This is a genomic window from Mesorhizobium sp. WSM4815, assembly GCF_055811575.1.
This window is the reverse complement of sequence record NZ_JBVVQS010000099.1, coordinates 40,591-64,275: the sequence shown is the minus strand read 5'-3', so window position 1 is coordinate 64,275 and position 23,685 is coordinate 40,591. Positions and strand designations below refer to the sequence as shown.

26 protein-coding genes and 1 riboswitch are annotated in these 23,685 nt (G+C 63.7%); of the genes, 12 read left to right on the top strand and 14 right to left on the bottom strand.

Going from position 1 to position 23,685, the window contains the following annotated elements:
• Positions 1–104 precede the first annotated feature (104 nt).
• Positions 105–875 (top strand): DUF1194 domain-containing protein, encoded by a 771-nt coding sequence (locus AC0L2B_RS23460; RefSeq protein ID WP_473747002.1) that lies wholly within the window; start codon positions 105–107, stop codon positions 873–875.
• 61 nt (positions 876–936) lie between these two features.
• Here AC0L2B_RS23460 and metW read toward each other — a convergent pair whose 3' ends face one another.
• Positions 937–1,551, bottom strand: a complete 615-nt coding sequence (gene metW, locus AC0L2B_RS23455; protein WP_023797197.1) for a methionine biosynthesis protein MetW — start codon at positions 1,549–1,551, stop codon at positions 937–939.
• A gap of 115 nt (positions 1,552–1,666) precedes the next feature.
• Complete coding sequence (gene metX, locus AC0L2B_RS23450) at positions 1,667–2,836, bottom strand: homoserine O-acetyltransferase MetX (RefSeq protein WP_077372941.1); 1,170 nt, start codon at positions 2,834–2,836, stop codon at positions 1,667–1,669.
• Between the two features lie 120 nt (positions 2,837–2,956).
• Positions 2,957–3,034: riboswitch (SAM riboswitch) on the bottom strand.
• Between the two features lie 172 nt (positions 3,035–3,206).
• Here metX and hisC point away from each other — a divergent pair.
• Together hisC and AC0L2B_RS23440 are read left to right on the top strand one after the other, a co-directional pair.
• Complete coding sequence (gene hisC, locus AC0L2B_RS23445) at positions 3,207–4,316, top strand: histidinol-phosphate transaminase (protein ID WP_473747001.1); 1,110 nt, start codon at positions 3,207–3,209, stop codon at positions 4,314–4,316.
• A gap of 6 nt (positions 4,317–4,322) precedes the next feature.
• Entirely contained in the window at positions 4,323–5,258 is a 936-nt protein-coding gene (locus AC0L2B_RS23440) for a prephenate/arogenate dehydrogenase family protein (RefSeq protein ID WP_473747000.1), read from the top strand.
• Between the two features lie 87 nt (positions 5,259–5,345).
• On the opposite strand, the gene AC0L2B_RS23435 is transcribed toward AC0L2B_RS23440, so the two are convergent.
• Complete coding sequence (locus AC0L2B_RS23435; RefSeq protein WP_473746999.1) at positions 5,346–6,269, bottom strand: sugar kinase; 924 nt, start codon at positions 6,267–6,269, stop codon at positions 5,346–5,348.
• Positions 6,270–6,322: 53 nt separating this feature from the next.
• Positions 6,323–7,321, bottom strand: coding sequence for a DUF2125 domain-containing protein (locus AC0L2B_RS23430; RefSeq protein WP_473746998.1), 999 nt, complete (start codon positions 7,319–7,321; stop codon positions 6,323–6,325).
• A gap of 116 nt (positions 7,322–7,437) precedes the next feature.
• Between AC0L2B_RS23430 and AC0L2B_RS23425 the strand changes: the two genes are divergently transcribed.
• From AC0L2B_RS23425 to AC0L2B_RS23415, 3 genes are all read left to right on the top strand, one after another.
• Complete coding sequence (locus tag AC0L2B_RS23425; RefSeq protein ID WP_473747236.1) at positions 7,438–8,004, top strand: gamma-glutamylcyclotransferase; 567 nt, start codon at positions 7,438–7,440, stop codon at positions 8,002–8,004.
• 115 nt (positions 8,005–8,119) lie between these two features.
• Positions 8,120–9,067 carry an aldo/keto reductase gene (locus AC0L2B_RS23420; RefSeq protein ID WP_473746996.1) on the top strand — a complete coding sequence of 316 codons (948 nt, stop codon included), beginning with the start codon at positions 8,120–8,122 and terminating at the stop codon, positions 9,065–9,067.
• 147 nt (positions 9,068–9,214) lie between these two features.
• On the top strand, positions 9,215–9,832 hold the full coding sequence (locus tag AC0L2B_RS23415; protein ID WP_473746995.1) for a LysE family translocator: 618 nt from the start codon (positions 9,215–9,217) through the stop codon (positions 9,830–9,832).
• Between the two features lie 26 nt (positions 9,833–9,858).
• Here the strand turns inward: AC0L2B_RS23415 and AC0L2B_RS23410 are convergent, their stop codons facing one another.
• Together AC0L2B_RS23410 and AC0L2B_RS23405 are read right to left on the bottom strand one after the other, a co-directional pair.
• Complete coding sequence (locus tag AC0L2B_RS23410) at positions 9,859–10,653, bottom strand: lysophospholipid acyltransferase family protein (protein ID WP_473585308.1); 795 nt, start codon at positions 10,651–10,653, stop codon at positions 9,859–9,861.
• A 79-nt stretch (positions 10,654–10,732) separates the two neighbouring features.
• Positions 10,733–11,644 carry a LysR family transcriptional regulator gene (locus tag AC0L2B_RS23405; protein ID WP_473746994.1) on the bottom strand — a complete coding sequence of 304 codons (912 nt, stop codon included), beginning with the start codon at positions 11,642–11,644 and terminating at the stop codon, positions 10,733–10,735.
• Between the two features lie 116 nt (positions 11,645–11,760).
• Between AC0L2B_RS23405 and AC0L2B_RS23400 the strand changes: the two genes are divergently transcribed.
• Positions 11,761–12,393: a pyridoxamine 5'-phosphate oxidase family protein gene (locus tag AC0L2B_RS23400; protein ID WP_473746993.1), complete on the top strand. Its 633-nt coding sequence runs from the start codon at positions 11,761–11,763 to the stop codon at positions 12,391–12,393.
• Positions 12,394–12,417: 24 nt separating this feature from the next.
• On the opposite strand, the gene AC0L2B_RS23395 is transcribed toward AC0L2B_RS23400, so the two are convergent.
• The 3 genes from AC0L2B_RS23395 to ftsE form a co-directional block, all read right to left on the bottom strand.
• Complete coding sequence (locus AC0L2B_RS23395) at positions 12,418–13,137, bottom strand: YdcF family protein (RefSeq protein WP_287176034.1); 720 nt, start codon at positions 13,135–13,137, stop codon at positions 12,418–12,420.
• 81 nt (positions 13,138–13,218) lie between these two features.
• On the bottom strand, positions 13,219–14,205 hold the full coding sequence (locus AC0L2B_RS23390) for a cell division protein FtsX (RefSeq protein WP_473746992.1): 987 nt from the start codon (positions 14,203–14,205) through the stop codon (positions 13,219–13,221).
• Positions 14,198–14,857, bottom strand: coding sequence for a cell division ATP-binding protein FtsE (gene ftsE, locus AC0L2B_RS23385; protein ID WP_023797212.1), 660 nt, complete (start codon positions 14,855–14,857; stop codon positions 14,198–14,200). Before ftsE ends, AC0L2B_RS23390 begins: the two co-directional genes overlap by 8 nt.
• Positions 14,858–15,051: 194 nt before the next feature.
• Here ftsE and AC0L2B_RS23380 point away from each other — a divergent pair, with 194 nt between their 5' ends.
• The 3 genes from AC0L2B_RS23380 to AC0L2B_RS23370 all read left to right on the top strand — a co-directional run bounded on the left by AC0L2B_RS23380 (position 15,052) and on the right by AC0L2B_RS23370 (position 16,702).
• The gene (locus tag AC0L2B_RS23380; RefSeq protein ID WP_473746991.1) at positions 15,052–15,699 is read left to right on the top strand and encodes a hypothetical protein; all 648 of its coding nucleotides are present in this window, start codon (positions 15,052–15,054) and stop codon (positions 15,697–15,699) included.
• A 27-nt stretch (positions 15,700–15,726) separates the two neighbouring features.
• Entirely contained in the window at positions 15,727–16,269 is a 543-nt protein-coding gene (gene hpt, locus AC0L2B_RS23375; protein ID WP_023797214.1) for a hypoxanthine phosphoribosyltransferase, read from the top strand.
• Positions 16,270–16,330: 61 nt separating this feature from the next.
• Entirely contained in the window at positions 16,331–16,702 is a 372-nt protein-coding gene (locus tag AC0L2B_RS23370) for a response regulator (protein ID WP_473746990.1), read from the top strand.
• Between the two features lie 12 nt (positions 16,703–16,714).
• Here the strand turns inward: AC0L2B_RS23370 and AC0L2B_RS23365 are convergent, their stop codons facing one another.
• On the bottom strand, positions 16,715–17,665 hold the full coding sequence (locus tag AC0L2B_RS23365) for a DMT family transporter (protein ID WP_473746989.1): 951 nt from the start codon (positions 17,663–17,665) through the stop codon (positions 16,715–16,717).
• A gap of 312 nt (positions 17,666–17,977) precedes the next feature.
• Between AC0L2B_RS23365 and AC0L2B_RS23360 the strand changes: the two genes are divergently transcribed.
• Positions 17,978–18,835, top strand: coding sequence for a LysR family transcriptional regulator (locus AC0L2B_RS23360; protein WP_473746988.1), 858 nt, complete (start codon positions 17,978–17,980; stop codon positions 18,833–18,835).
• A gap of 12 nt (positions 18,836–18,847) precedes the next feature.
• Here the strand turns inward: AC0L2B_RS23360 and AC0L2B_RS23355 are convergent, their stop codons facing one another.
• Complete coding sequence (locus AC0L2B_RS23355) at positions 18,848–21,502, bottom strand: TIGR02302 family protein (RefSeq protein WP_473746987.1); 2,655 nt, start codon at positions 21,500–21,502, stop codon at positions 18,848–18,850.
• Between the two features lie 173 nt (positions 21,503–21,675).
• The gene (locus AC0L2B_RS23350) at positions 21,676–22,617 is read right to left on the bottom strand and encodes a threonine/serine dehydratase (protein ID WP_473746986.1); all 942 of its coding nucleotides are present in this window, start codon (positions 22,615–22,617) and stop codon (positions 21,676–21,678) included.
• Positions 22,618–22,667: 50 nt separating this feature from the next.
• On the opposite strand from AC0L2B_RS23350, the gene AC0L2B_RS23345 reads away from it, so the two are divergent.
• Complete coding sequence (locus AC0L2B_RS23345) at positions 22,668–22,970, top strand: ArsR/SmtB family transcription factor (RefSeq protein ID WP_287195276.1); 303 nt, start codon at positions 22,668–22,670, stop codon at positions 22,968–22,970.
• A 52-nt stretch (positions 22,971–23,022) separates the two neighbouring features.
• On the opposite strand, the gene AC0L2B_RS23340 is transcribed toward AC0L2B_RS23345, so the two are convergent.
• Both AC0L2B_RS23340 and AC0L2B_RS23335 read right to left on the bottom strand, forming a co-directional pair.
• Positions 23,023–23,346 carry a BrnA antitoxin family protein gene (locus tag AC0L2B_RS23340; RefSeq protein WP_473746985.1) on the bottom strand — a complete coding sequence of 108 codons (324 nt, stop codon included), beginning with the start codon at positions 23,344–23,346 and terminating at the stop codon, positions 23,023–23,025.
• Entirely contained in the window at positions 23,318–23,599 is a 282-nt protein-coding gene (locus AC0L2B_RS23335; protein ID WP_473746984.1) for a BrnT family toxin, read from the bottom strand. The genes AC0L2B_RS23340 and AC0L2B_RS23335 overlap by 29 nt, the downstream gene beginning before the upstream one ends.
• Positions 23,600–23,685: the final 86 nt, after the last annotated feature.

Here is a 23,685-nt window from a genome sequence, read left to right as displayed (position 1 = left end):
TGAGTCTTTGCTTCGATGCTTGTCGTTACCCCAAAACCGCTGCGCGCTTTTGGGCGACCTGCGTCAGCCTGCTTGCCTGCCTTGCCCGTGCCCAGGCAGCACCTTTGGCCGCGCCTGCCGACACCATTGCCGTGGACGTCGAACTGGTGCTGGCGGTCGACATCTCGCACTCGATGGACGAAAAGGAATTCGCCCTGCAGCGCGCCGGCTATGTCAAGGCACTGCGCCACCCCGACTTCATCAATGCGGTGCGTTCGGGCGTGAACGGCCGCATTGCGCTGGCCTATTTCGAATGGGCAGGCACCGTCCGCGACGACGCCGTCATTGCCTGGCAGGTCATCGACGATGCCGAGAGCGCCGAGGTATTCGCCGGCAAGATCGAGGCGCGCCCGTTCAGGAGCTTTCGCGGCACCTCGATTTCCAGTGCGCTCGCCTTCGGCGCCAAGCTTTTGGATGGAGCCGCCTTCGACGCGACGCGCAGCGTCATCGACATCTCAGGCGATGGCCCCAACAATATCGGGATGCCCGTCGCCACGACACGCGACGCCGCGATAGCAAAGGGCATCGTCATCAATGGCCTGCCGATCCTGATCAGCCCGTCGCCCAGCTTCAGCCATCTCGACCAATACTATGCCGAGTGCGTCACAGGCGGGCCAGGCTCCTTCGTGCTGCCGGTCTATGCCGCTTCGGAATTCGTGACCGCCATACGCCGCAAGCTGGTCCTCGAGGTCAGCGGTGTTGCCGATCCTAATGCCGGTCCCGGGGCCGATCCCGGATCCGTCCCGGTCGATGCGGCAGCACCGGTCGACTGTTTGCAAGGCGAGCGCGGTCGGCGGTTTTTCTCCGATCCGTATTTTCCGGAACTTGATCGCTAGACCTCGATCAGTCCCAGATGTCTCCGGACTCGGGCCGGCTGGCCGAAGCGACGGGTCGCCGTTATCTCTTCAGCAGGAACACCGCCTGCTGGCCAAAGAAATTCCAGAACCACCAAGGCATCGACAGGCCGATTTTCTGGCCATTGGCGTCGAGCGCGGTTGCCTTTTCCACCGTTGCGCCGAGCTCTTCGCAGAGATTGACGAAGTCGCGGATGGTGCAGAAATGGATGTTGGGCGTGTCGTACCAGGAATAGGGCAGGTCCTTGGTCACCGGCATCCGCCCTTCGACGAACAGCGAAAGGCGTACCCGCCAGTGGCCGAAATTGGGGAAGGAGACGATGGCGTGCTTGCCGATCCTGAGCAACTCGTCAAGCACCAGCTTCGGGTTGCGGGTCGCCTGCAAGGTCTGCGACAGGACGACGAAATCAAAACCCTTGTCGGGATAGAATTTGAGGTCCTTGTCGGCGTCGCCCTGGATGACGGACAGGCCGCGCGCCACGCATTCGTTGACGCCGCGCTGCGACAGTTCCATCCCACGGCCGTCGACCTGCTTCGTTGCCTGCAGCAATTCGAGCAGCAGGCCATCACCGGAGCCGACGTCCAGCACCCGCGACTGCGGCGGGATGAGATCGGCGACGACTTCGAGGTCGACGCGCTGGGCGTGGTTGACACTCATGATCGTGCCTCTTGCCTGGCGCATGACCTTGATCCGAAAAGCCTGCAAACTTCAGGCGTCATGCGCTGCTGCCTGGCGCAAGATGCCGGTTCGAAAAGGCTGTAATCTTTGGGGGTCATGCGCTGAGCCCCCTGGCGCGGGCCGCCGACGCGATGAAGCCGTTGATGGCCGCGAACAGCTCCGGCTCGTCGAGCAGGAAGGCGTCGTGGCCGCGATCGGTCTCGATCTCGACGAAAGACACCGAGGCGCCGGCCGCGTTCAGCGCATGAACGACCGAGCGGCTCTCCTCGGTCGGGAACAGCCAGTCGCTGGTGAAGGAGACCAGGCAGAAACGGGTCTTGGTGCCGGCAAAGGCGTCGGCGAGCCGGCCGCCATGGTCGGCGGCAAGGTCGAAATAGTCCATCGCCCTGGTCATGTAGAGATAGGAGTTGGCGTCGAAGCGGTCGACGAAGGTCATGCCCTGATGGCGCAGATAGCTCTCTATCTGGAAATCGGCGTCGAAACCGAAGGTGAGTGCTTCACGATCCTGCAGGTTGCGGCCAAACTTCCGGTGCAGGGCCGCCTCCGACAGATAGGTGATGTGAGCGGCCATCCGCGCCACGGCCAGCCCCTTTTCTGGACGCTTGCCCTGCTCGAAATATTTGCCGCCATGCCAGTCGGGATCTGCCATCACCGCCTGCCGGCCGACCTCATGGAAGGCGATGTTCTGCGAGGAATGACGCGCGCCGGTGGCGATCGGCAGCGCCGAGAAAACGCGCTCCGGATAGCTCGACGCCCATTGCAGCACCTGCATGCCGCCCATCGAGCCGCCGAGCACCGAGAACAGTTTTTCGATGCCGAAATGGTCGACCAGCATCAACTGCGCCCGCACCATGTCGCGGATGGTGATGATCGGCAGGTCGAGCCCGTACGGCTTGCCGGTGGCGGGATTGGTCGAAGCGGGGCCGGTCGAGCCGAGGCAGCCGCCGATGACGTTCGAGCAGATGACGAAGAAGCGGCTGGTGTCGATGATCTTGCCGGGGCCGATGAGCACTTCCCACCAGCCCGGCTTGCCGGTCACCGGATTGGTGCTGGCGACATGCTGGTCGCCAGTCAGCGCATGGCAGACGAGGATGGCGTTGGAGCGGGCGTCGTTGAGCGTGCCGTAGGTCTTGTAGGCGATCTGGAACGGCGACAGCAGTGTGCCGGCATCGAGCTTGAGCGGCTTGTCGGCGCCGAAACGCAACACCGGGCTCGACGGCTCGTCGGCCTCGTTGTTGGTTCTTTTCGTGCGCAGCGCGACCATCGCATCCTCTTACATTAACCCATCGTGTTTTCCGAAAGTCGATTGCGATTTTCGGCTCGATGCGACTGTCCGGCCGGCTGCGGACAACAAAAAAACCGGCATTGCCTTCGCAAAGCCGGTTACAGGATGCAAACGGCCCTTTAGCGAGTTGTTTAACGTGGCTGCAAGCCGACCGGCCAAATCACCACGGGATTTCGCCTTTCTTTAGGACCGGCGCGCCTCGGCGTCAACGGCCAGTCACGCACCGATCATTGCCGCCTCTCGACATTCCAGGCCACGGCTTGTATTTCCGCGGCGGCTTCCAGTGTGGCGGATCTGAAATTCGCATCGCGTTGGAGCAGCGGAAGCGTTCTCGACGGATTTTTGCAATATGAACCAGGCATCGGATCAGGCACGTCCAACGCCCCGCGCGGGGATCATGGACATCGAAGCCTATGTGCCGGGCAAAAGCACGGCGCCGGCCGGCGTTGCCAAGGTCCACAAATTGTCGTCGAACGAGAACCCGCTCGGCCCCTCGCCGAAGGCGATAGAAGCCGCGCGCGACGTTGCGGCCAAGCTCGGCATATATCCCGACGGCACCGCCAGGCGCCTGCGGGAGGCGATCGCCGAGGTGCATGGCCTCAATCCGGCGAACATCGTCTGTTCCAATGGTTCCGACGAGATTCTGGGCCTGCTTGCGCAGACCTATCTCGCGCCCGGCGACGAGGCTGTGATCACCGAACACGGCTTCATGGTCTACAAGATCTACATCCAGTCGGCAGGTGCTGTCCCGGTCTCGGTCAAGGAAACCAATGAGCGTGCCGACCTCGATGCGATCCTCGCTGCGGTGACGCCGCGTACCAGGATCATTTTCCTCGCCAATCCCAACAACCCGACCGGTACCTATTTGCCGTTCCAGGAGGTGCGCCGCCTGCATGCCAGCCTGCCTCGAAACGTGCTACTGGTGCTTGATGCAGCCTATGCCGAATATGTCCGCCGCAACGACTATGAAGCCGGCGTCGAACTGGTGGCTGGCGCGGAAAACGTGGTCATGACCCGTACCTTCTCCAAGCTCGGCCTCGGCGGCGCGCGGATCGGCTGGATGTACGCGCCGATGCATGTCATCGATGCGATCAATCGGGTGCGGGGTCCCTTCAACGTCAACGCGACCGCGATCGAGGCCGGAATTGCCGCGATCCGCGACCGTGCCCATGTCGAGCGCAGCGTGGCGCATAACGAGACCTGGCTGACCTGGGTGAGCGAGGAGTTGACCAGGCTCGGACTGCGGGTGACGCCGAGCGTCGGCAATTTCGTCCTCATCCACTTTCCCGAGGACAAAAAACATTCGGCGGCAGCTGCGGACGATTACCTCTGTGCGCGCGGCTACATATTGCGGCGCGTTTCCGGCTACGGCTTCCCGAATGCGTTGCGCATGAGCATCGGCACCGAAGAGGCCAATCGCGGCGTTGTCGCCGCCCTCGCGACATTTCTGAAAAGCTAGAACACCATGACATCACCGATGTTCGCAAAGATCGCGCTGGTCGGCATCGGCCTGATCGGCTCGTCGCTGGCCCGCGTAATCCATCGCGAAGGCCTTGCCGGTCATGTCGCCATCTCGACGCGCAGCGAAACGACGCTGGCGCGGGCGAAACAACTCGGCCTCGGCTCCTTCTACACGTCGGATGCGAAAGAGGCGGTCGGCGATGCCGACCTGGTCATCGTTTCGGTGCCGGTCGGTTCTTCGGGCGAGGTCGCCGAGGAAATCGCACCGGCGCTGAAGCAGGGCGCAATCCTCACCGATGTCGGCTCGACCAAGGCGTCGGTCATCGCGCAGATGCAGCCGCATGTGCCTGCCGGCGTGCATTTCATCCCCGGCCATCCACTGGCCGGCACTGAAAAATCGGGCCCGGACGCCGGCTTTGCCGAATTGTTCGAAAACCGCTGGTGCATCTTCACGCCGCTACCCGGCACCGATCCCGAGGCGCTGGAAAGGCTCTCGGAATTCTGGCGCCGCTGCGGCTCCAACATCGACACGATGGATCCCCAGCATCACGACATGACATTGGCCATCGTCTCGCACCTGCCGCACATCATCGCCTATAACATCGTCGGCACCGCGGACGATCTGGAGTCGGTGACCAAGTCCGAGGTCATAAAATATTCGGCCTCCGGCTTTCGCGACTTCACGCGCCTTGCCGCGTCCGATCCGACGATGTGGCGGGACGTCTGCCTGCACAACAAGGATGCCATCCTCGAAATGCTGGCGCGGTTCTCGGAGGATCTGGCCTCGCTGCAGCGGGCGATCCGCTGGGGCGACGGCGAAAAGCTGTTCGACCTGTTCACCCGCACCCGCGCCGTGCGCCGCTCGATCATCGAGGCTGGCCAGGACATCGACGTGCCGGACTTTGGCCGGCAGGCAGTCGAGCATCCGGCCAAGGGATAGAGCATCGGACCCGTACCGGTTTTAGGTGAAATCCGATGCTCAAGCAAAAGAGCGGCGGTACCATCCGATTTGAAGGCCGCCTCGCGCTCAATCCGGCCAGTGAGCCGCCATCATCGCCAGTGTCTCGGCCCTGTCCGGCGCGCCCAGCCTGCCGCCGAAGCGCAGGCATTTGAGCGCGGCGGCGGCGCTGGCAAAGCGCAATGTCCGTTCGATCGGCATGGCCTCGGCCAGCCCGACGGCAAAGGCGCCGTGAAACACGTCGCCGGCGGCAAGCGTATCCACTGCCTTGATCCTTGGCGCCGCGACGTGGCGCACCGACGCCAACGAGCGGTCGAACCACCAGCTTCCCGCTGCGCCGCCGGTCACCGCCACGAATGCATCGGTGCGTCTGGCCAGCGCTTCACAGGCCGCCGGCGGGCCTTGCTCCTCACCGCAGAGGATGAACGCCGCCGGCTCCGACGCGACGACATGCGAGGCGAGCGGAAACAGCCGTTCCAGCACGGCCCGTGGCGCGGTGTCGGCGTCAAGTATGGCTGGACGGCCGATTGCGCGCGCCGCCGTCAGGGCCAGAGCTGCCGCGCCCGGCCAGCGCACGTCGACCAGGACGGCATCGAATGCGGTGAGATCTTTTGTGGGGAGCGCTTCGGGGTCGGCCTGGGCGAGCTTGTCATAGAACGGAACGATAATGCGCTCGCCATGCGTGTCGACCAGGATGGCCGACAGCGCCGACCGCGCGCCGGCGACGCGCCGGACAAAGCTGCAATCGACGCCTTCGGCCTCAATGCCGGCGACCAGCTGATCGCCGACGAGGTCGTCTCCCGCGCTCGCCCACAGCGATACCTCCGCGCCGAGGCGGCGTGCGGCGCAGGCCGCGCTCGAAGCCATGCCCGAGGCGATCTGGACGCCGTCGGACGCGATGAACTTGCCCTGACGCGCCGGAAGCGTGTCGACGCGAAGGATCGTATCGAGCGTCAGCGCGCCAACACACAGGAGCTTCACCGGGCGGTTCATCCATCTTCCTGTTTGACCATGGTCTTTCCGAACTGGAGGTTCGCAATCGTCGCCTAATCGACCGGCTTGATCCTGCCCAGCGGTATAAAACCGAGCGAGGCCTTGCCCTTGACGATCTTGAGCGGCATCGACGGTTCGTTGCCAAGCAGCGCCAGCCCGGCAAAGCCAGTTTTGATCTGGCTCTTCTGCTCGGGAATGGCCTTGCCGAGGATTTCCGCCACCGCCTTCGGATCGCTGAGCTTGATCATCAAATCGGCGTCGATCAGCCCGTCGGCATCGACCGAAACCGGTCCGGAAACGGTGACGCGCGCGTTCCCCGACGACAGATCGAGCTTGCCGATATCCACCGCCCGGCCGCGCAGGCTCTCTGTTTGTGTCTTGATCAGCGCCACGCCGTTCTTCAGCGTCACGTCGCCGCCGCCGTCGAGCGGCGGCAGCACGCGGCCATCGATCGCGCCCGGATCGATTTCGAGGTCGGTAAAACTCCCGGTATAGTCGATGTCCTGGCCGTTCGGACGCAATTCTCCGGCCGCTGTCCCAGCGCTGAACAGCTCGACCGGGTCTGTGCCATCGGCCGGATCGGTCTGGGCTGACAGAGCCTCTGCCTCCAGTGAAACGCGCCGGGGCAGCGGCCAGGACAGTTTGACGTTCGCTCGCAGATCGTCCCAGTCGATCCACAGCGGCGCCATCCCCGGCACGGAGGTCCTGAGCGGCCCCCGCAGGTCGGCGCCAGGTGACAGGATCTGGGTAATGTGCGTGACTGCTTTGAGGCTGCCGAGCGAGGCGGCGACGTTCCTGTTGTCGTCCTGATAAGCCAGGCTGTCGCAGGAAACGGCGAAGCTTGAGGGGTAGCCGCTGACCGTGAGATTGGCGCAGTCCGCCTCGATGCCACTGCCGTTGAGTTCGGCCACCGCTATGTCGGCTTCGCTCTTGACCTTGTCTGCCAGGTAGAACCAGCCGGCACTGTAGAGGCCGAACAGCACGACGATGAAAACGCCGAGCCAGAACAGCCGGCGGAGAAAATTCGGCGGGCGTTCGTCATTTGACGTCATGCTGCGGCTCTCGTTGGCGCGTGTTGCAGAGGTGTCGTTTCCGGCAAGATCGGGTAGACGAAGACGGATTGAAAAAACACCGATTCCAGTGCGGTGCTGCAACCAGGCTTGGCGATATGGGCGATTTTTGGGTTTTTGGCTACGGCTCGCTGATCTGGCGGCCGGGATTTGCGCATGTCGAGACGCGGCGGGCCCGCCTCCATGGCTACCGCCGCTCGCTGTGCGTCTACTCCTTCGTGCATCGCGGCACGCGCGAACGGCCCGGCCTGGTGCTCGGCCTCGACCGTGGCGGCTCCTGCATCGGGCTGGCTTTCCGCGTCCCCGGCGATCTGCGCAACGAGGTCATCACCTATCTGCGCGAACGCGAACTGGTCACCAATGTCTATCTCGAGCGCATGCTTAGCATTCGCCTCGACAAGGGGGACACGCGTGAGGCCGACAAGGGTGGGGGCGACACAGACGGAGGCGAGACGGTCGAGGCTGTCGCCTATGTCGTCGACCGTACCCACGAGCAATATGCCGGTGCGCTCGATGCGGCCGATGCGGCGAGCGTCGTTCGCGGCGCCGTCGGCCAGTCGGGAAAGAATGAGGACTACGTGTCCAGCACGCTGGAGCACCTCGAGGCGCTGGGGATCCGCGACCATTGGCTGGCAGAGGTGGCGAAACGGATCGCGCCTTTGTGAAGCGCTGGTCGGTGGAAAAGTCGGCCGGCCCTTTGACGTCGGTGCGGCCCGCCATAGGTTAAGCCGGTCACGGGGCTTTTCGCCCGCTTCTTTCCATTCCCCACGGAGATCAGTCTTGGAGAAACGTCGTCTCGGTCAAACCGACCTGTCCATCGCGCCGCTGGTTCTGGGTGGCAACGTCTTCGGCTGGACCGCCGACGAGAAAACCTCTTTCGACCTGCTCGACCGGTTCGTCGGCGCCGGCCTCAACGCCATCGACACCGCCGATGCCTATTCGCGCTGGGTTCCCGGCAACAAGGGCGGCGAATCCGAAACGATCATCGGCAAATGGATGAAAAGCCGCGGCAATCGCGACAAGGTTGTGGTGATCACCAAGGTCGGGTCGGACATGGGGCAGGGCAGGAAAGACCTCTCCGCGGCCTATATCGAAAAGGCCATCGATGCGTCGCTGAAGCGGCTGCAGACCGATGTCGTGGATCTCTATCTGTCGCACTGGCCGGACCCGGCCACCCCTTACGAGGAAACGCTCGGCGCCTATCAGAAGCTGCTCGACAAGGGCAAGATCCGCCACGTCGGCGCCTCCAATCTCGATGCCGGCCAGATGCGCGCCGCGCTCGACGTGGCAAGCTTGCGGGGCCTGCCGCGCTATTCGGTGCTGCAGCCGGAATACAATCTCTACGATCGCGCCTCTTTCGATGGACCGCTGCGCGATCTGTGCATGGCCGAGGATATCGGCGTCATCACCTATTTCAGCCTCGCCAAGGGGTTTTTGAGCGGCAAGTACCGCAGCCAGGCCGATCTCGGTAAAAGCGCGCGTGGCGACGACGTGAAGAACTATCTCAACACGCGCGGCATGCGCATCCTGGCGGCACTCGACGCGGTGTCGGCGCGTCACGCGGCCAAGCCGGCGGAAGTGGCGCTCGCCTGGGTGATTGCGCGGCCCGGCGTCACCGCGCCGATCGCCAGTGCCACGACATTGGATCAGGTAGACAGCCTCGTCCGCGCCGCATCATTGGAGTTCGGTCCGGACGATATCGTCGAGCTCGACAGCACGAGTGCTTAGACGCCAGCGCGAAGCGGTGGCTTTATCAAACAGCAGCCAAGAACCGGGCGCGGCCTGCGCCGGAAAGGCTCGCTGCACGATCGTTCAAGACGCCTGCTATGCCCTGCCATACCATTGCCGGCATCGCGCCTGGATACTGGTATACAGATGGCCGAACAGGTCTTTTCCCATCCGGAACTATGGCAGCAATTGCTCGCGCTTGTGCTGGCATCGGCGGTCGTGATGGGCAGTCCGGGCCCGGCGACGATAAGCGTCACCGCCGTCGGCGCCGCCTTCGGCCTGCGCGATTCGCTCCGCTATGCCTCGGGTATCATTCTTGGTACGGTCGCCGTGCTTTTGGTCGTGGCGACGGGCATTACGGCCATGCTCACCTCTGTGCCGACGCTCACACCGCTCCTGGCGGTGGCATCCGCAGCCTACATCCTCTACCTCGCCTTCAAGATAGCAACGGCCCCGCCTCTGGCAGCGCGCAGCGGCGGGGCGGCACGTCCCACATTCCTCGGCGGGTTTCTGCTGGCGGTCGCCAACCCGAAAGCCTATGTGGCGATTGCCGCCGTATTTGCCGGCACGTCGTCCGCCGGTGAGCTCGATGCAGGGCTCAGGTTGGCGATCCTCGCTTCGATGATCGTCGCCATCCATGTCCTGTGGCTTCTCGCCGGGGCAGCGTTTGCGCGCTTCCTGCGCAAGCCGCTGGCCTCGCGGATCATCAATCTGACGTTCGCGGCAACACTGGTGTTGACCACGGCGCTGGCTGTGATTCCCTAGGGGACAGTGCCGCAAGCTTAGATGGTTCAGGTCGGGGTATCGGAGCCAAGTTCCCCCAGCCGCTTTACCGCCGTCGGCGGCATTGGCGGCGGGTTTGGCGCCTGGGACGCCTCGATGAGCAGCTGGTCGCAGGCGGCTTCCGTCTCGCCGATCAGCCGTTCCATGAATTCTTCCTTGCCCAAACCCGCCGGGATCGGCGGTAGGAAGCGGGCCTTGATCGTGCCGGGATAGCGCAGGAATTTCCGCCGCGGCCAATAGAGGCCGGCGACATGGGCGACCGGCACCACCGGAATGCCAAGCTGGATATAGAGCTCGACGATGCCGTATTTATAGGCCGGCTCGTCGCCCGGCGCCCGGCGCGTGCCCTCGGGATAGATGATCAGCTGGCGGGGATTGCGCGCCAGCTCCTGCCTGGTCGCGGCGACCACCGCTTTCAGCGCCTTCGAGCGGCTGCCGCGGTCGACCGGGATCATGCGCATTTTCAGGATGTACCAGCCGAAGAACGGGATCCAGGTCAGTTCCCGCTTCAGGATGTAGATCGGATCCTGCAGGAACGGGAAAAAGGCGATCGCGTCCCAGAAGGACTGATGCTTCGGCGCCAGGATGAAGGAACCCTCGGGCAGGTTTTCCTGGCCGGTGATCTCACTTTTGGTGCCGGCGATCTTGTCATAGAGCCACATGCTGGTGTGTGACCAGAATTTCGGCACGAACCAGGCACGGTGGCGCGGAGACAGGAAATAGTACGGGGTCCAGAGGATCATCTGGACGATCAGATTGACGTAGAAGACGAAGTTGAACGCCAGCGAGCGGACATAAAGCATGCAGGAAGAGCCCGATGAGGAGGTGTGCGTTGGTTACACCAAGCGCGGGCAAAAAGGAAACGGTGCGATGGCCCGTTCGTCAGGCCTGCCACGTCTCTTGCAGCAGCCGTTTCTTCAGGCGTGGGGCGGCGAAATCGAGGAACGCACGCAGTTTCACCGGCAGCAGACCCTGGCCGGCATGCACGAGGCTGACCGGCCATGGCTGCGGCTCGAATGCCTCCAGCACGGTGCGGAGGGTGCCCGACCGCACTGCAGCTGCGATCTGGTAGGAAAGCACCCTCGTCAACCCGATGCCGGCAATCGCGGCATCGATCGCCGCTTCCGCGGTGTTGACCCGAAGCCGTGAGCGGATCGGAACGGTGAGTTCGGTCTTGCCCGTGGCAAAAGTCCATGCGGCGGGAGCGGTGAGCCCCTCGAAGGTGACGCAGTCGTGTGCCGCGAGGTCTTTCGGCGTCCGCGGCGTGCCATGCTCGGCCAGATAGGCAGGGCTCGCGCAAACAACGCGCCGAATCGAGCCGATGCGGGTGGCCACCAGGCTGGAGTCGGGAAGCTGGCCGATGCGGATGGCGAGATCGATGTGCTCCTCGGTCAACTGGGTTATCCGGTCCGCGAGCATCAGCCGAATAGCCACGTCGGGGTAGGCAGCGAGAAAGCCGGTGACGACCGGCAGCACATGCAGGCGGCCAAAGACGATCGGTGCGGTGATGATCAGTTCACCCGTCGGCGCGCTGTATTCGCCGGCGGCGATCCGCTCGGCCTCGCCGACCTCGTCGAGAATGCGATGGCAGGCAGCGAGGTAGGCGTGACCTGCGTCGGTCAGCGTCAGCTGCCGCGTCGAGCGGTTCAGAAGACGCGTCTTCAGATGCCGCTCCAGGTCGGAGACCTTGCGGCTGACCGTTGCAAGCGGGATGCCGAAACGGCGCCCGGCGGCCGAAAGGCTGCCGGCCTCCACCGCGGCGACGAAAAGTGACATGGCCTCGAGGCGATCCATACTTCTCCCGGAAATTGGAAGGTTTGTTTGCATTAATGCCATCTGCATCCGGAAGATGGAAGGCGTTATCTCTTCGCTGGCTCTGGCTCGCAGCTCTGCTTCAAAGGAGGCCTTCCATGAATGCTCACGTCTTCACCAGCGATGTCGCCTTTACGCCAACCGTCAAGGCGATCCAGGCCCGCAAAGGCTCACGCGAGGCCTATGCCCGCGTCGAGGAGCGCGGCAGTTGGCAGGCTGATATCACGCCCGATCTCGCCGCCTTCATCGAGGCGCAGACCAGCGTCTTCCTGTCGACGGCCAATGGTGAGGGCCAGCCCTACATCCAGCATCGCGGCGGGCCGGCCGGCTTCCTCAAGGTGCTCGACGCGCGGACGATCGGCTTCGCCGATTTCTCCGGCAACAGGCAATTCATCACCCAGGGCAATCTGGACGACAACCCGCGTGCTTTCCTGTTCCTGATCGACTATGCGCATCGGCAGCGCATCAAGATCTGGGGCAGCGCGCGGGTCGTCGAGCAGGACGCCGAACTGATGGCGAAGCTGATGCCGGAAGGCTATAAGGCGCGCCCGGAGCAGATCATCCTGTTCACGGTTTCGGCCTGGGATTCCAATTGCCCGCAGCACATTCCACAGCGTTTCGAAGCGGCCGATGTAGCGGCGGCGCTGGCTGAGCGGGACAAGCGTATCGAACGTCTCGAACACGAGATCGCGCGACTGCGCAGCGTCTCAAGCGCCACGCTCAAGGAATGATAGCGCTGCCGGTTCCAGATCGGCTCAGTTCGGCGCAACAGCCTCGGCCAGCGCGATGCCGGTTGGCGTTGGCTTGACCGGCACGATGCCACGCGCCAGCGCCAGCAGATATTTGTTGTATTCGGTGAACAGCACGCGCAAGGCTCTCGGCTTGGTCAGCCAGCCGCCATTGCCAAGATTGCTGTTGACCACTGGATAGGGCTCGAGCTTGGCCTTGTGGAGCAGCCGGCCCATTTCCAGCAGGCTGCGCGGCATGTGATAGTTGTTGGTGACGAGGATCACGGTGCCATAGGCGTGGTCTTCCACCCACTTGGCACTTTCCTCGGCATTGCCGATCGTGTCGAGCGCGGCACGGTCGATGTCGACGCAGCAGGAAAACAATTCCTTGTCGCCGCGGGTCGCGACCTGAAGCTGGCGGCGGCTGGCGGAAGGATGCACGCCGCTGATCAGCAGCCGCTCGCCCTTGCCGGACGCCAGCAGACCCATGGCCGCGTCGAGACGCGAATGGCCGCCGGTCAGCACGATGATGGCATCGGCCCTTGCCGGATTGGCGGGCGTCGCGAGACGGCTGACGGTGCTGGCGAACCAGCCAAAGCCGCCGGCAAACAACGTTGCCAGCACGAGCAGAAAGAAAGCTGAGATGCGTAGCGCGCTCGCCAATCGGCCGGGCTTGACGCGCTCGCTTGAACGCGTGATCACCAAGGGCAACTGTCCAGCCATTCCGGTCGAGTCGCGCGCGTCCATCGTCCTTATCGTTAACTCCGAAATACGGCGTTTAGTAGGTCGGAAAGCACAAATTTCGTTACGCTAATTCTCTATTCGTGATCACCCTGCGTCCGGATGGCGGACATCGATGTCGCTGAGATAGGTGACGACGGTGACATGGGAGGTTGCCGCCGTCAGCGCACCGATGACCAGCACCATGAGAACAACGCCGAGATAGCCCGCCGAACCGATGGCGAAATTGCCGAACAGGGCGGTCGCCTGATCGGCCTGCGGCGTCGCCATATTTCGCGACGACCACCACGAGAAGACGATGAAGACGAACACCGCCGCCGCACCCCCGGCGGCGGCGCCCTTCATGCCGGTGACGAGAAAGTGGTGGCGGAATTCGCGAGCGATAAAGCGCGCTTCGGCGCCGACGAAATGCAGCACCTCGATGATGTGGCCGTTGCCGGCCATGGCGCCGCGCGTCGCGAACACCACGGTCAGCACGGTTGCCGCCAGCATCAGCGCCAACACGGCGATGCCGATGGTCACCGTGGTGCGGGCCATGGCGACCAGCCGGTCGACCCAGGTGCGATGGTCGTCAAGCGAGGCACTGGGCAGTTTCGGCGTGATCGCGGCGCGCATTGCGGCGAAATCGGGAGGGTTGGTCTCGTCTATGGTGACGATGATCAGACGCGGCACCGGCAGCTCGTCGATGTTGAGACCCGAACCCAGCCAGGGTTCCAAAAGCCGCGCCGTGGCATCGCGGTCGACGATCCTGGCGCTCTTCACGCCAGGAAATTCGCCGGCGATCTGCGAAGCCTGGGCAAGGGCTGCCTCGATGTCGAGGCCGTCCATCGGCTTGATCTGGATCGTCGCCTCGCGTGAGATCTGGTTCTGCCAGACAGAGGCGGTGTCACGCACCAGCGTCACCGCGCCGAAAGTCAGGCAGGAGAGGAACGTCATGATGGCAATGACCAGGACCAGCGCCCGGCCGGCGATGTTCTGCGCCGGCACGATCGGCGCCATCTTGCGCTGAACGCGCTGCGTCCCGGCCCTCTCAGCGTGTTGGTCTTCGACATGGCGAGCGGACAGGTCAGTCATAGATATCCAGCCTTCCGCCGGACAGGATCATGCGGCGTGCGTCGACCTGTTCCATCAGGCCGAGGTCGTGCGTTGCGATCACCACGGCGGTGCCCAGCCGGTTGAGTTCGATGAACAGCCGCAACAGGCGTCGCGCCAGCGGCGGGTCGACATTCCCGGTCGGCTCATCGGCAAGCAGGATTTCGGGCTGCTCGATCAGCGCCCTGGCGATTGCGGCGCGCTGCTTCTCGCCACCCGACAGCACCGGCGGCAGCACATGCATGCGCTCGCCAAGGCCGACCCATTTCAAGAGCTCGGTCACATCGGTGCGGTAGCTGGCCTCCTCGCGCCCGCGCACGCGCAGCGGCAAGGCCACATTCTCATAGGTCGTCATGTGGTCGAGCAGGCGAAAGTCCTGGAACACCACGCCGATGCGCCGCCGCAGATGCGGCAGCTCGGCGCGCGAGATGCGCGAGCGGTCTTTGCCGAAGATGGTGATCAGCCCACGCGTCGGCTTGAGCGACATGAACAAAAGCCGCAGCAGCGTCGTCTTGCCGGCGCCCGAAGGGCCGCTCAGGAACTGGAAGGAGCGCTCCGGTATGTGCAAGGAAATGTCGCGGAGAATTTCCGGACCCATGCCATAGCGGAGGCCGACATTTTCGAAGCGGATCACGTTCGACGACCTGAAACTTGCGGCGGCGACGAGGCAGCCTTCTCTGAGAAAAGACCATCGGCCGGCATGGTTAACCGGCGGTTAATTTTGGGGTTTTTTGGGCGCGTCACAAGGGGTTTCCGGGGGAAACGTTAACCATTTCCGTTTACGCATAAGAAACGAAGAGCGAACAAGTGCGAAGTGCTGGGGCCGCGATGGCTGACGATCGAACCGCGCGCCCGGTTTCCGGCGAAATCATGACCGATACGGCCGCAAATCCTGCGCCGGAACGCATCATGCGTGATCCGGCCGGTGACATCGTCGACGCCGACTACGAGGTGCTGCCGCGTTTAACCGCCAGCACGGGCGTTTCACCGCCGCTTTTGCGCGTGATCACCACGCCCTCGATCAAAGGCATGGACATGCTGCGCAAGCCGGTAGCGGCGATGGAACGGCTGCGGGCGTCGCGCGGCGGGCCGATCTTCTGGATCGCCGGCCTCAGTGCCGCGTTTGCAGCCTTCTGGATCTCGGGCGGGCACGCGCTGGTGCGCCAGACGCCGCTTCTTCTGGCGGCGCGACAAGCGGGCGCTGCCCTGACCATTTCAGGCGTTACGTCGCGTATCGATGCGTCCGGGCCGCAACCTGTCCTGTTCGTCGGTGGCGAGGCCGCGAATGACGGCGCCAGCCCGTCGCCATTGCCACCGCTGGAAGTCCGGGTCACCGGCAATGACAGGCGCACAACCCGTTATAGGCTGGCGACATTTAACCGTTCGCTGGCGCCCGGCGAAAGATTTGGCTTTTCCAGCCGGCTCGACATGCCTAGAAACGGGGTCAAGACCGTCTCGGTCACCTTCGCCAATTAGCGGCGATCATTTCTGGAAGGGCAGCCAATGCCAATCGTGCGCGGCAAGGATATCGAGGTCCTGTTTTCGGCGTCGGCGATTGCCCGCCGCAATTTGGAGCTCGCCAAAGAGATCGCCGGGCACGATTATCACGACCTTCTGGTGATTTCGGTGCTGAAGGGATCGTTCATCTTCGCCGCCGACCTCATCCGCGCCATGCACGATGTCGGCCTGTCGCCCGAGGTCGAGTTCATCTTCATCTCCAGCTACGGTGCCGGCACCACCAGCGGCGAGGTGAGGGTGCTGCGCGACATCGACAATGAGGTCGCCGGCCGAGACGTGCTGTTGATCGACGACATCCTCGAATCCGGCAAGACGCTGTCCTTCACCCGCGACCTGATGCTGTCGCGCGGCGCCAAAAGCTGCGCCATCGCCGTGCTGCTCGACAAGCGCATGCGCCGCCAGACCACGCTCAACGCCGACTATGTCGGCTTCGACTGCCCCGACTATTTCGTCGTCGGCTACGGCATGGATGTGGCCCACGCCTTTCGCGAACTGCCGTTTGTCGGCGTCGTAAAGGGCGACGCCTAGATTTATCTTCGATGCGGTTGCGGTTCAGGAAAAGTCAACTTTTCCACGCCAACATTCGGCTATGGCAAAGCTCCTGATCGTTGAGGACGATGAGTCCGTCCGCACCCTCGCCGCTCGCGCGCTCGAACGCGTCGGGCATATGATCGACATCGCCGCCGACGGCGCGCAGGGGCTTGCCCTGATCCGCGCTGCACGTGGCGGCTACGACCTTGTCGTCTCGGATATCCGGATGCCGGAGATGGACGGCATCCAAATGGCCAAGGCGGCTGCATCGCTTTTCCCGGCGATGAAGATCTTGCTGATGACCGGCTATGCCGACCAGCGCGAGCGCGCCGAGGAATTGAACGGCGTCATTGTGGACGTCGTGCAGAAGCCGTTCACGCTGGCCGAAATCCGCGCGCGCGTCGAACAGGCGCTCGCCTGTTTTGCTTAAGATTCCGCGCGGTCAGGCCGGATCGCAGGTCGCTGCGATTGCCGGCGCGCTGCTCCGGCGCCGGCTGGCGTTGAGCGCGAACAGACCGGCGCCGATGATGAGGGCGGCGCCGATGACGGTGGTCGATCGCGGCACTTCGGCAAAGAACAGGAAGCCCCACAGCGGCGACCAGATGATGCCGGTGTATTCGAAGGTGGCGACGCCGTTGGCCGGCGCCAGCCGGTAGGCCTGCGACAACAAGATCATCCCGGCCGAAGCCACGACGCCGCAGGCGGCCATCGTCAGGAAGTCGATTGACGTCGGCCAGATCCATGGCCTGACCAGGAATTCTAGGCTCGGATGCGTGGCATGAGCTATTCCTGACAGCCAGAACAGCCCGGCGACCGCCGCAGCGCCCAGGAGATAGACGCCGTTTTGATAGAACGCCATGACCGTGGATGATTCGGTGTCGCCGATCTTGCGGGCCATCAACTGCGAAAAACCGTACAGCACCGCCGAGGCCAGCGACAGCAGCGCCGCCCAGTCGAACAGCCCGGCGCCGGGTCGCAGCATCACCAGCACGCCGAGCATGCCGACCATGACGGTGACCAGCGTCTGCCCCGCTACCCGTTCGCCGAGATAGGGGCCGGCAAGCGCCATGATGAACAGCGGTGCCATGAAATAGAGCGCCACCGCGTCGGCAAGCGGCAGGGCGGCGATCGCCAGGTAGTAGAGCGTGTAGGAGGTGAACAGGATCAAGGCGCGCATCGTCAGCATGCGAAACCGCTTCGAAAAGATCGCCCTGAGCCCGACATCGGCATGAACCAGCAGGAGAAGAATGGGCAGGGCGACGATCGAGCGGATCGCCATCACCTCGGTCACCGGATAGGTGCCCGATACGGCCTTGATCAGCGGATCCTGGAGCGAGAACACCAGAACGCCGAGGCAAAGGCTTGCCATGCCGAGGACGATCCGGTTCTGCATGGCGTTCGACGGCTCCTTGCGTGCGCGGCCCGAGAGCCGGGCCCGCGTAACTTTGTTTTATGCATATCGCCCAAAACCGCTTCGCACCCTCGGGTCAGGCCCAGGGTCAGGCCCGAGGAGATGCTTTTGGGCGACCTGCATCAAAAAGAACCCGCCACCATTTCGGGCAGCGGGTACGAGTGAGGACTTTTTTGGTCCGCAGCCGATTTCGCAGCCGCATATCCAATGGGTGAAGCGACTATTATCCGCCGTTTGACATGTTGCAAACGAATTGGAATGATGCCAGCAATCAGATTTTCTTATGGCGGACAAATGAAGCCCACGCTCGACAGCGATCTGCTGCGCACCTTCGTCGCGGTCGCCGACGCCGGCAATTTCACCAAGGCTGCGGTGCAGGCCGGCCGTACCCAGTCGGCGGTTTCGATGCAGATGAAGAAGCTCGAAGATATGGTCGGCGACAGCCTGTTCGAGCGCGGCTCGCGGGGTGTGGCGCTGACGCGCCGCGGCGGCGAACTCATCGTCAACGCCCGCCGCATCGTGTCGCTGCTGGACGAGACGGCGGCATCGATGGTCGCGGCGCCGCTTGGCGGACCGGTGCGCATCGGCATTCCGGAGGAATATGGCCACGCGATCCTGTCGCGCGCGCTCGGCGCCTTTGCCAAGCGCCATCCTCAGGTCGACATCACCGTCCGTTACGCGCATTCCGGTGCGCAGATCGCGACGCTCGCCGCCGGCGAGCTCGATCTGGCGGTGGTGTTCGAATGGCAGGACCTCTCCGGCGGTGAAGTGCTGATGCATGATCCGACCGTGTGGGTGACGTCGGAGCTGCACCATATGCATGAGGAGCGGCCGGTGCCGATCGCGCTCTACAATCGCGCCGGCTGGTGCAAGGATTTTGCGATAAAGTCGCTGGAACAGCGTGGTCTCGCCTATCGTGTCGCCTACACAAGCGATACCAATGGCGGCCTGCGGCTTGCCGTCACCTCCGGGCTGGCGATTGCGCCGATCTCGCGCAGCAACATCCCGGCCGGCTGCCGCGAGCTTACCGCCGCCGATGGATTCGGCGACATCGATTCCTCGAATGTGGTGCTGCGGCGCAATCCGAACGCTTCCGGCGAGGCCATCGTCAGCATGGAAGAGGCGATCCGCGAGGCGTTCACCAACCGTTAGAGCAGGCCGGCTTTACTTCAACTCCAGCAGCCGCTCCAGATAGCTGCGCTCGATATCGGGGCTGAGCGCGTTGCCGAGCCGCTTGCGGATCGCGTCGAGGATCTGGCGGGCGCGCTGCACGTCGATCTCGTCCGGCACCTTCACCGAATCGCCGAAATCTGGACCCTCGGTGGCGCGTGGCCGGCCGAGCGGATCGCGGTCGGCATTCTGCTGGCGGCCGCCGCGCTGGCCTTCGCCCTCGTCGCCCTGCATGGCCTGCAATTGCTTCATCATGTCCTTGGCGCCCTTGCGCAACGCTTCCAGCGCGCGGCCCTGGTGACCGACCGCCTGATCGCCATCGCTGTCGCCAAGCGCCTGTTCGGCATCGCCCATAGATTTGCCGGCCTCGCCAAATCCCTCATTGGGCTCGAGCCCCATGCCTTCGAGACCCTTTCTCAACTGGTCGAGCTCACTTTGCAGTTTGCCCTGGCCTTCCTGCAACTGCTTCAGCGCGTCGGCGAATTCCTCCGGCGTCATCGGCTTCGGCCGGCCGAGCGGATCGCGGTCCTCGCCTGGGCCGGGCTGCTCGCCCTGTTCGCCCATTTGGCCCTGCTCGCCGTTCTCGCCGAGCTGCTCGTCTCGGTTCTGCCCACGCTGTTGTTGGCCGCGCTGCATCTGGTCCATGCGGAAGGTTTCGTTCATCATCTCCTGCTGGCGCCGCATGATCTCGCCGAGCTTGTCCATCTGCTGGCGCATTTCGCTGTTCTGCTGGCCGCCCTGCTGCTGACGTCCGGCCTGCAGGTTGTTCATCATGTCCTGCAATTGCGAAAGCAATTCCTGCGCGCTGTCGCGATCGCCGGACTTCGCCAGATTCTCGATCTGGTCCATCATCCGTTCGATATCACTCTGGCGCAGCTCCTGGCCGTTCTGCTGCATCTGCGGCGCGTTCGGATTCTGCTGCGCACGCTGGGCGAATTCCTGCAGGAATTGGTTCATCGCCTCGCGCAGTTCCTTCATCGCCTTGTCGATTTCCTCGTCGCTGGCGCCGTTCTTGATCGCGTCCTGCAACGCCTGCTGCGCCTGGCGCAGCCGCCGCTCGGCGTCCGAAAGATTGCCTTCCTCGATGCCGAGCGCGATCTCCCAGAGATAGGCGACCTCGTCGCGCAATTTGTCGTCGTTGTCGGCCATCTTCAGCCGGGTGCGGGCGCTCATGACGGCGAGGTAGTGCGCCATATTGTCGAACGTGTCTTCGGGCCTGAGCGTGATCGCATCCATCAGGTCGAGCACGTGGCTCTTGGCGTTGGCGTCGAGCGCCAGCGCGCGGCGCTGCTCGATCACGGCCCTGGCCAGCGGATTGGAGAATGGCCGCTCCGGCATCACCAGGATCCTGGTTTCGCTGGTTGCGGTATGGCCGGCATCGTCGGTGGCGACAAGCCTGAGCTTGATGTCGCTGCCGGCCCAGACATGCTCGGTCAGGTCCTTCGTGGTCTTGGCGGCATTCCCCTTGACGCCGCGGCGCGGCAGCGTCAGCGGCATTTCGGGCGGGCCATAGAGCGGATGCGCATTCGGCGCCGGTGGGTCGGCCAATACGAAATCCGCCTTGGCGGAGGCCGCGCCATAGTCGTCGTCGATCTGGTAGTTGAGCTCGAAGGAGCCGTTGACGGCACGTTTCGGCTCGCCGACGAAGCGGATTTGTGGCGGCTTGTCCGGGATCACCGCGAAGGCCCAGCTGCCGAGTTCGTCGCCGTCCGAGTTCAGCGTCAGCGTGCCGTTGGCGGTCAGCTTGCCGGTGAACTGGCGCACCGTGGAGGCCGCCGGCTTGGCCGCAGGCGACTTGCCCGCAGCCGACTGGGCCGCGTCGGCCTGCTGACCGGCCGGCTCGATGGTGCGGGCGTTGCCGTCGGCGTCGGCATAGCTCAGCGTTTCCTCGCCCGAGCCGCCGGTGACGCGCAGCGACACATCGCTGCCCTCCGGAACGGTGAAGGTGGACGGCGCCTGATTGCCATTGCTGGCAAGGGCCGGGTTGGCGAGGGCTGGGGAAGTGAGGAAGACCGGTGCCCTGCCGGTGTAGGCTGGCGGCGTCACCCAGGCGTCGATGCGCGGCGGCACGGCATCGCGCGCCGCGTGGGCACTGAACCCGTCTGCTATGCGGCCGCCCGACGGCCCGAACGAGAAGGCGAAAGCGGTCACCAACACAAGCGCCGCCACGGCGCGCAGCCCCCACGGGTCGCGCTCCGGCACCCGGGTACGCGGCAGATCGCCACCGAGGTTGCCGAGTTTTTCGGCCATGCGTTTCTGGTGCTCGCGCCACAGCGCTTGCGAAAAAATGCTCTCCCTGCCGCTCGGCCGGTCCGTCTGCACCAGCACCGGGCTGTGCAGCAAGAGGTTGGCCGCCTCGATGCGCCGATCGATCTCGGCACTGGACGGCACCCGGAAGAAACGCAGGGGATAGAGCGCGGCAAGGGCTGCGATGGCGAACACAGCCACAAGACCGATACGCGCCATGTCGGGAAGCAGAAGGAAGAGGCCGAGCCACGAGACGCTGAGGAACAGGCTGGCGACGATGACGAGCGGAAGCAGCAACGGCCAGCCACGCTCGACCGTCATCGAGACCCGCGTCGCCAGCCGGCTCACGGCAAGGCGCCCGGCCAGGCTGCGATCGCTGGTGAAGGTGGGTCGTTGCGTCATCGGCCCTTCCTGTTCGGGCGGGATAACCCGAACCTCACAAATCTATCGCACCGGCCCGAAAATCGGATGCGAAGGACTCAACGTCTTAGATGCACGTCGCTCCAAACATACCAAGAAACACGGCGAAGGCGAGGCAGTTCCCTAAAACGTGAACAGGACTGCCCCCGCTATCGTCAGAATTTAGCCGGATTGGCGTTTGCGCCGCAGACCAGCACGGCGACCCGCTCGCCCGCAGCCGGCACGTAGCGGCCGGACAGGAGCGCCGCGAAGGCCGCGGCGCCGCCCGGCTCGGAGATGATTCGCACCCGGTCCCAAAGCGCCGCCTGCGCGGCGATGATCTCGTCGTCGCTGACCAGTATGGAACGCTCGACGAAGGCCTCGGCGATCGGAAACATCATTTCGCCGACGCGCTTCGGCGCCAGCGAATCGGCGGCGATGCCCTCAGTCGGCGCATCGACGGGCCGGCCGGCCTCGAAGGCGCGATGAAGCGTCGGCGCGCCCTCCGGCTCGACGGCGATGATCCTGATGCGGCCGGCAAACCAGGCGGCGATGCCGCCGATCAGGCCGCCGCCGCCTACGGCGACCAGCAGCGTGTCGAGTTCAGGCAGATCGGTCTCGATCTCGAGGCCGAGTGTGCCTTGCCCGATCAGCGTTTGCTCCTGGTTGAACGCATGGATCTGCAGCGCGCCGGACCTTTCGGCAAAGTCTTCGCTAGCGGCCAGCGCTTCGGCATAGCGTGCGCCACCGACGACCAATTCGGCGCCATAGCCGCGGATGCGTTCCAGCTTGGCCGGCGGGCTGACTTCGGGAACGAAGATAGTTGCCTTGTGGCCAAGCCGCATGGCGGCGTAGGCGACCGCGGCACCATGATTGCCGCCCGATGCCGCGACGACGCCAGCCTCGGGAACCGGCCGCTCGAGAAGATTGGTGAAGGCGCCGCGCGCCTTGAACGAGCCGGAATGCTGCAGGCATTCGAGCTTCAGGTCGACGCTAAGAGGCGGGCGGCCGAAATCGGCCATGTCGACGCGCAGCACCGGCGTGTGGCGCACGAATGGCCGGATGCGCGGCTCCATTGCGGCGATGCGTTTGCGGGTGATGCTATTGCCGTTCAGCATGGTCTGCTCCCAAGGGTTGACATCACTCAGTAACTTAGCAAAATGGCTAAATGCAAGAGATTGATGTCTTCAAGGCGATCGCCAACGAGCGCAGGCTGCAAATCCTCGATTGGCTGAAGGATCCGCGCGCGCATTTTCCGCCGCAGACCGATGGCGATCTGGTCGAGGACGGCGTCTGCGCGCTGCTGATTGCGGAAAAGCTTGGCATCACCCAGGCGACGCTCAGCGAGCATATGCGGGTGCTGACCCAGGCCGGGCTTCTGCGCAGCAAACGCATCAAGCAATGGACATTCTATCGCCGCCACGAGGGCAGGATCGCCGAGACCAGGGCGCTGATTCAGCACCGGCTGTAGCGGTCGAGGTTTGCGCCGGCGGCGGAATGATCGCTCACGCCGCCGCCTGTGCTCAGTCGAGATCGGCAGCTTTGCGCAATGCCGCATTCATACGTGTCTGCCAGCCTGCCCCGCTTTTCTTGAAGCTCTCAACGATGTCAGGGTCCAGCCTCAACAATATTGCGACCTTGGGCTGCTCTGAGCGAGGCCTCCCGCGCTTTGCTGCCAGGTTTGGCTGCGCGTCAGGATCAGTTCGAGCCGCTGCGGTGATTGCTGCGTCTTCTTCGACCGTCATTTCATCAAGAGCGGCCTTAGCCCGCCTCAATAGAGCTGCCTTTGACGGCTCACCGAACCTCAGGCCGCCACTTTTAGTAGCCGGTTTCGATGTATTCGACATAGCTCCTGATCTCCTCTTTGGTGGCGCGCCGGAGGGAAATGACCCGGATGTTTCCGCTGCGCGGTGCGTAAACGATCTGGTGTATCTTGGTGTCGATGAAGCCGATCCCCACGAACCTTTCCTCGCTATAATCTTCACTCGCATCTTCAAAGATCATTGCGTTGTCGAAATCGAAAATCTCGGCAAGCTCGAACGACACGCCATGCTTGGCTTTGTTCTTCCTCGCCTTTTCGTTGTCCCACTCAAACCTCATCGCCAACAGCGCCTATCGGCATTTTCGTATATACATAAAATTCGTCTCTTGCAAGCTTTTTGTATATACAGAAAATATTTGCGAGG

Bases quoted from the DNA above. Each gene is read 5' to 3' on its own strand.
- metW (WP_023797197.1), bottom strand. From the start codon at position 1,551: ATGAGTGTCAACCACGCCCAGCGCGTCGACCTCGAAGTCGTCGCCGAT.
- metX (WP_077372941.1), bottom strand. From the start codon at position 2,836: ATGGTCGCGCTGCGCACGAAAAGAACCAACAACGAGGCCGACGAGCCG.
- hisC (WP_473747001.1), top strand. From the start codon at position 3,207: ATGAACCAGGCATCGGATCAGGCACGTCCAACGCCCCGCGCGGGGATC.
- AC0L2B_RS23440 (WP_473747000.1), top strand. From the start codon at position 4,323: ATGACATCACCGATGTTCGCAAAGATCGCGCTGGTCGGCATCGGCCTG.
- AC0L2B_RS23435 (WP_473746999.1), bottom strand. From the start codon at position 6,269: ATGAACCGCCCGGTGAAGCTCCTGTGTGTTGGCGCGCTGACGCTCGAT.
- AC0L2B_RS23430 (WP_473746998.1), bottom strand. From the start codon at position 7,321: ATGACGTCAAATGACGAACGCCCGCCGAATTTTCTCCGCCGGCTGTTC.
- AC0L2B_RS23425 (WP_473747236.1), top strand. From the start codon at position 7,438: ATGGGCGATTTTTGGGTTTTTGGCTACGGCTCGCTGATCTGGCGGCCG.
- AC0L2B_RS23415 (WP_473746995.1), top strand. From the start codon at position 9,215: ATGGCCGAACAGGTCTTTTCCCATCCGGAACTATGGCAGCAATTGCTC.
- AC0L2B_RS23410 (WP_473585308.1), bottom strand. From the start codon at position 10,653: ATGCTTTATGTCCGCTCGCTGGCGTTCAACTTCGTCTTCTACGTCAAT.
- AC0L2B_RS23405 (WP_473746994.1), bottom strand. From the start codon at position 11,644: ATGGATCGCCTCGAGGCCATGTCACTTTTCGTCGCCGCGGTGGAGGCC.
- AC0L2B_RS23400 (WP_473746993.1), top strand. From the start codon at position 11,761: ATGAATGCTCACGTCTTCACCAGCGATGTCGCCTTTACGCCAACCGTC.
- AC0L2B_RS23395 (WP_287176034.1), bottom strand. From the start codon at position 13,137: ATGGACGCGCGCGACTCGACCGGAATGGCTGGACAGTTGCCCTTGGTG.
- AC0L2B_RS23390 (WP_473746992.1), bottom strand. From the start codon at position 14,205: ATGACTGACCTGTCCGCTCGCCATGTCGAAGACCAACACGCTGAGAGG.
- AC0L2B_RS23380 (WP_473746991.1), top strand. From the start codon at position 15,052: ATGGCTGACGATCGAACCGCGCGCCCGGTTTCCGGCGAAATCATGACC.
- hpt (WP_023797214.1), top strand. From the start codon at position 15,727: ATGCCAATCGTGCGCGGCAAGGATATCGAGGTCCTGTTTTCGGCGTCG.
- AC0L2B_RS23370 (WP_473746990.1), top strand. From the start codon at position 16,331: ATGGCAAAGCTCCTGATCGTTGAGGACGATGAGTCCGTCCGCACCCTC.
- AC0L2B_RS23365 (WP_473746989.1), bottom strand. From the start codon at position 17,665: ATGCAGAACCGGATCGTCCTCGGCATGGCAAGCCTTTGCCTCGGCGTT.
- AC0L2B_RS23360 (WP_473746988.1), top strand. From the start codon at position 17,978: ATGAAGCCCACGCTCGACAGCGATCTGCTGCGCACCTTCGTCGCGGTC.
- AC0L2B_RS23355 (WP_473746987.1), bottom strand. From the start codon at position 21,502: ATGACGCAACGACCCACCTTCACCAGCGATCGCAGCCTGGCCGGGCGC.
- AC0L2B_RS23350 (WP_473746986.1), bottom strand. From the start codon at position 22,617: ATGCTGAACGGCAATAGCATCACCCGCAAACGCATCGCCGCAATGGAG.
- AC0L2B_RS23345 (WP_287195276.1), top strand. From the start codon at position 22,668: ATGCAAGAGATTGATGTCTTCAAGGCGATCGCCAACGAGCGCAGGCTG.
- AC0L2B_RS23340 (WP_473746985.1), bottom strand. From the start codon at position 23,346: ATGTCGAATACATCGAAACCGGCTACTAAAAGTGGCGGCCTGAGGTTC.
- AC0L2B_RS23335 (WP_473746984.1), bottom strand. From the start codon at position 23,599: ATGAGGTTTGAGTGGGACAACGAAAAGGCGAGGAAGAACAAAGCCAAG.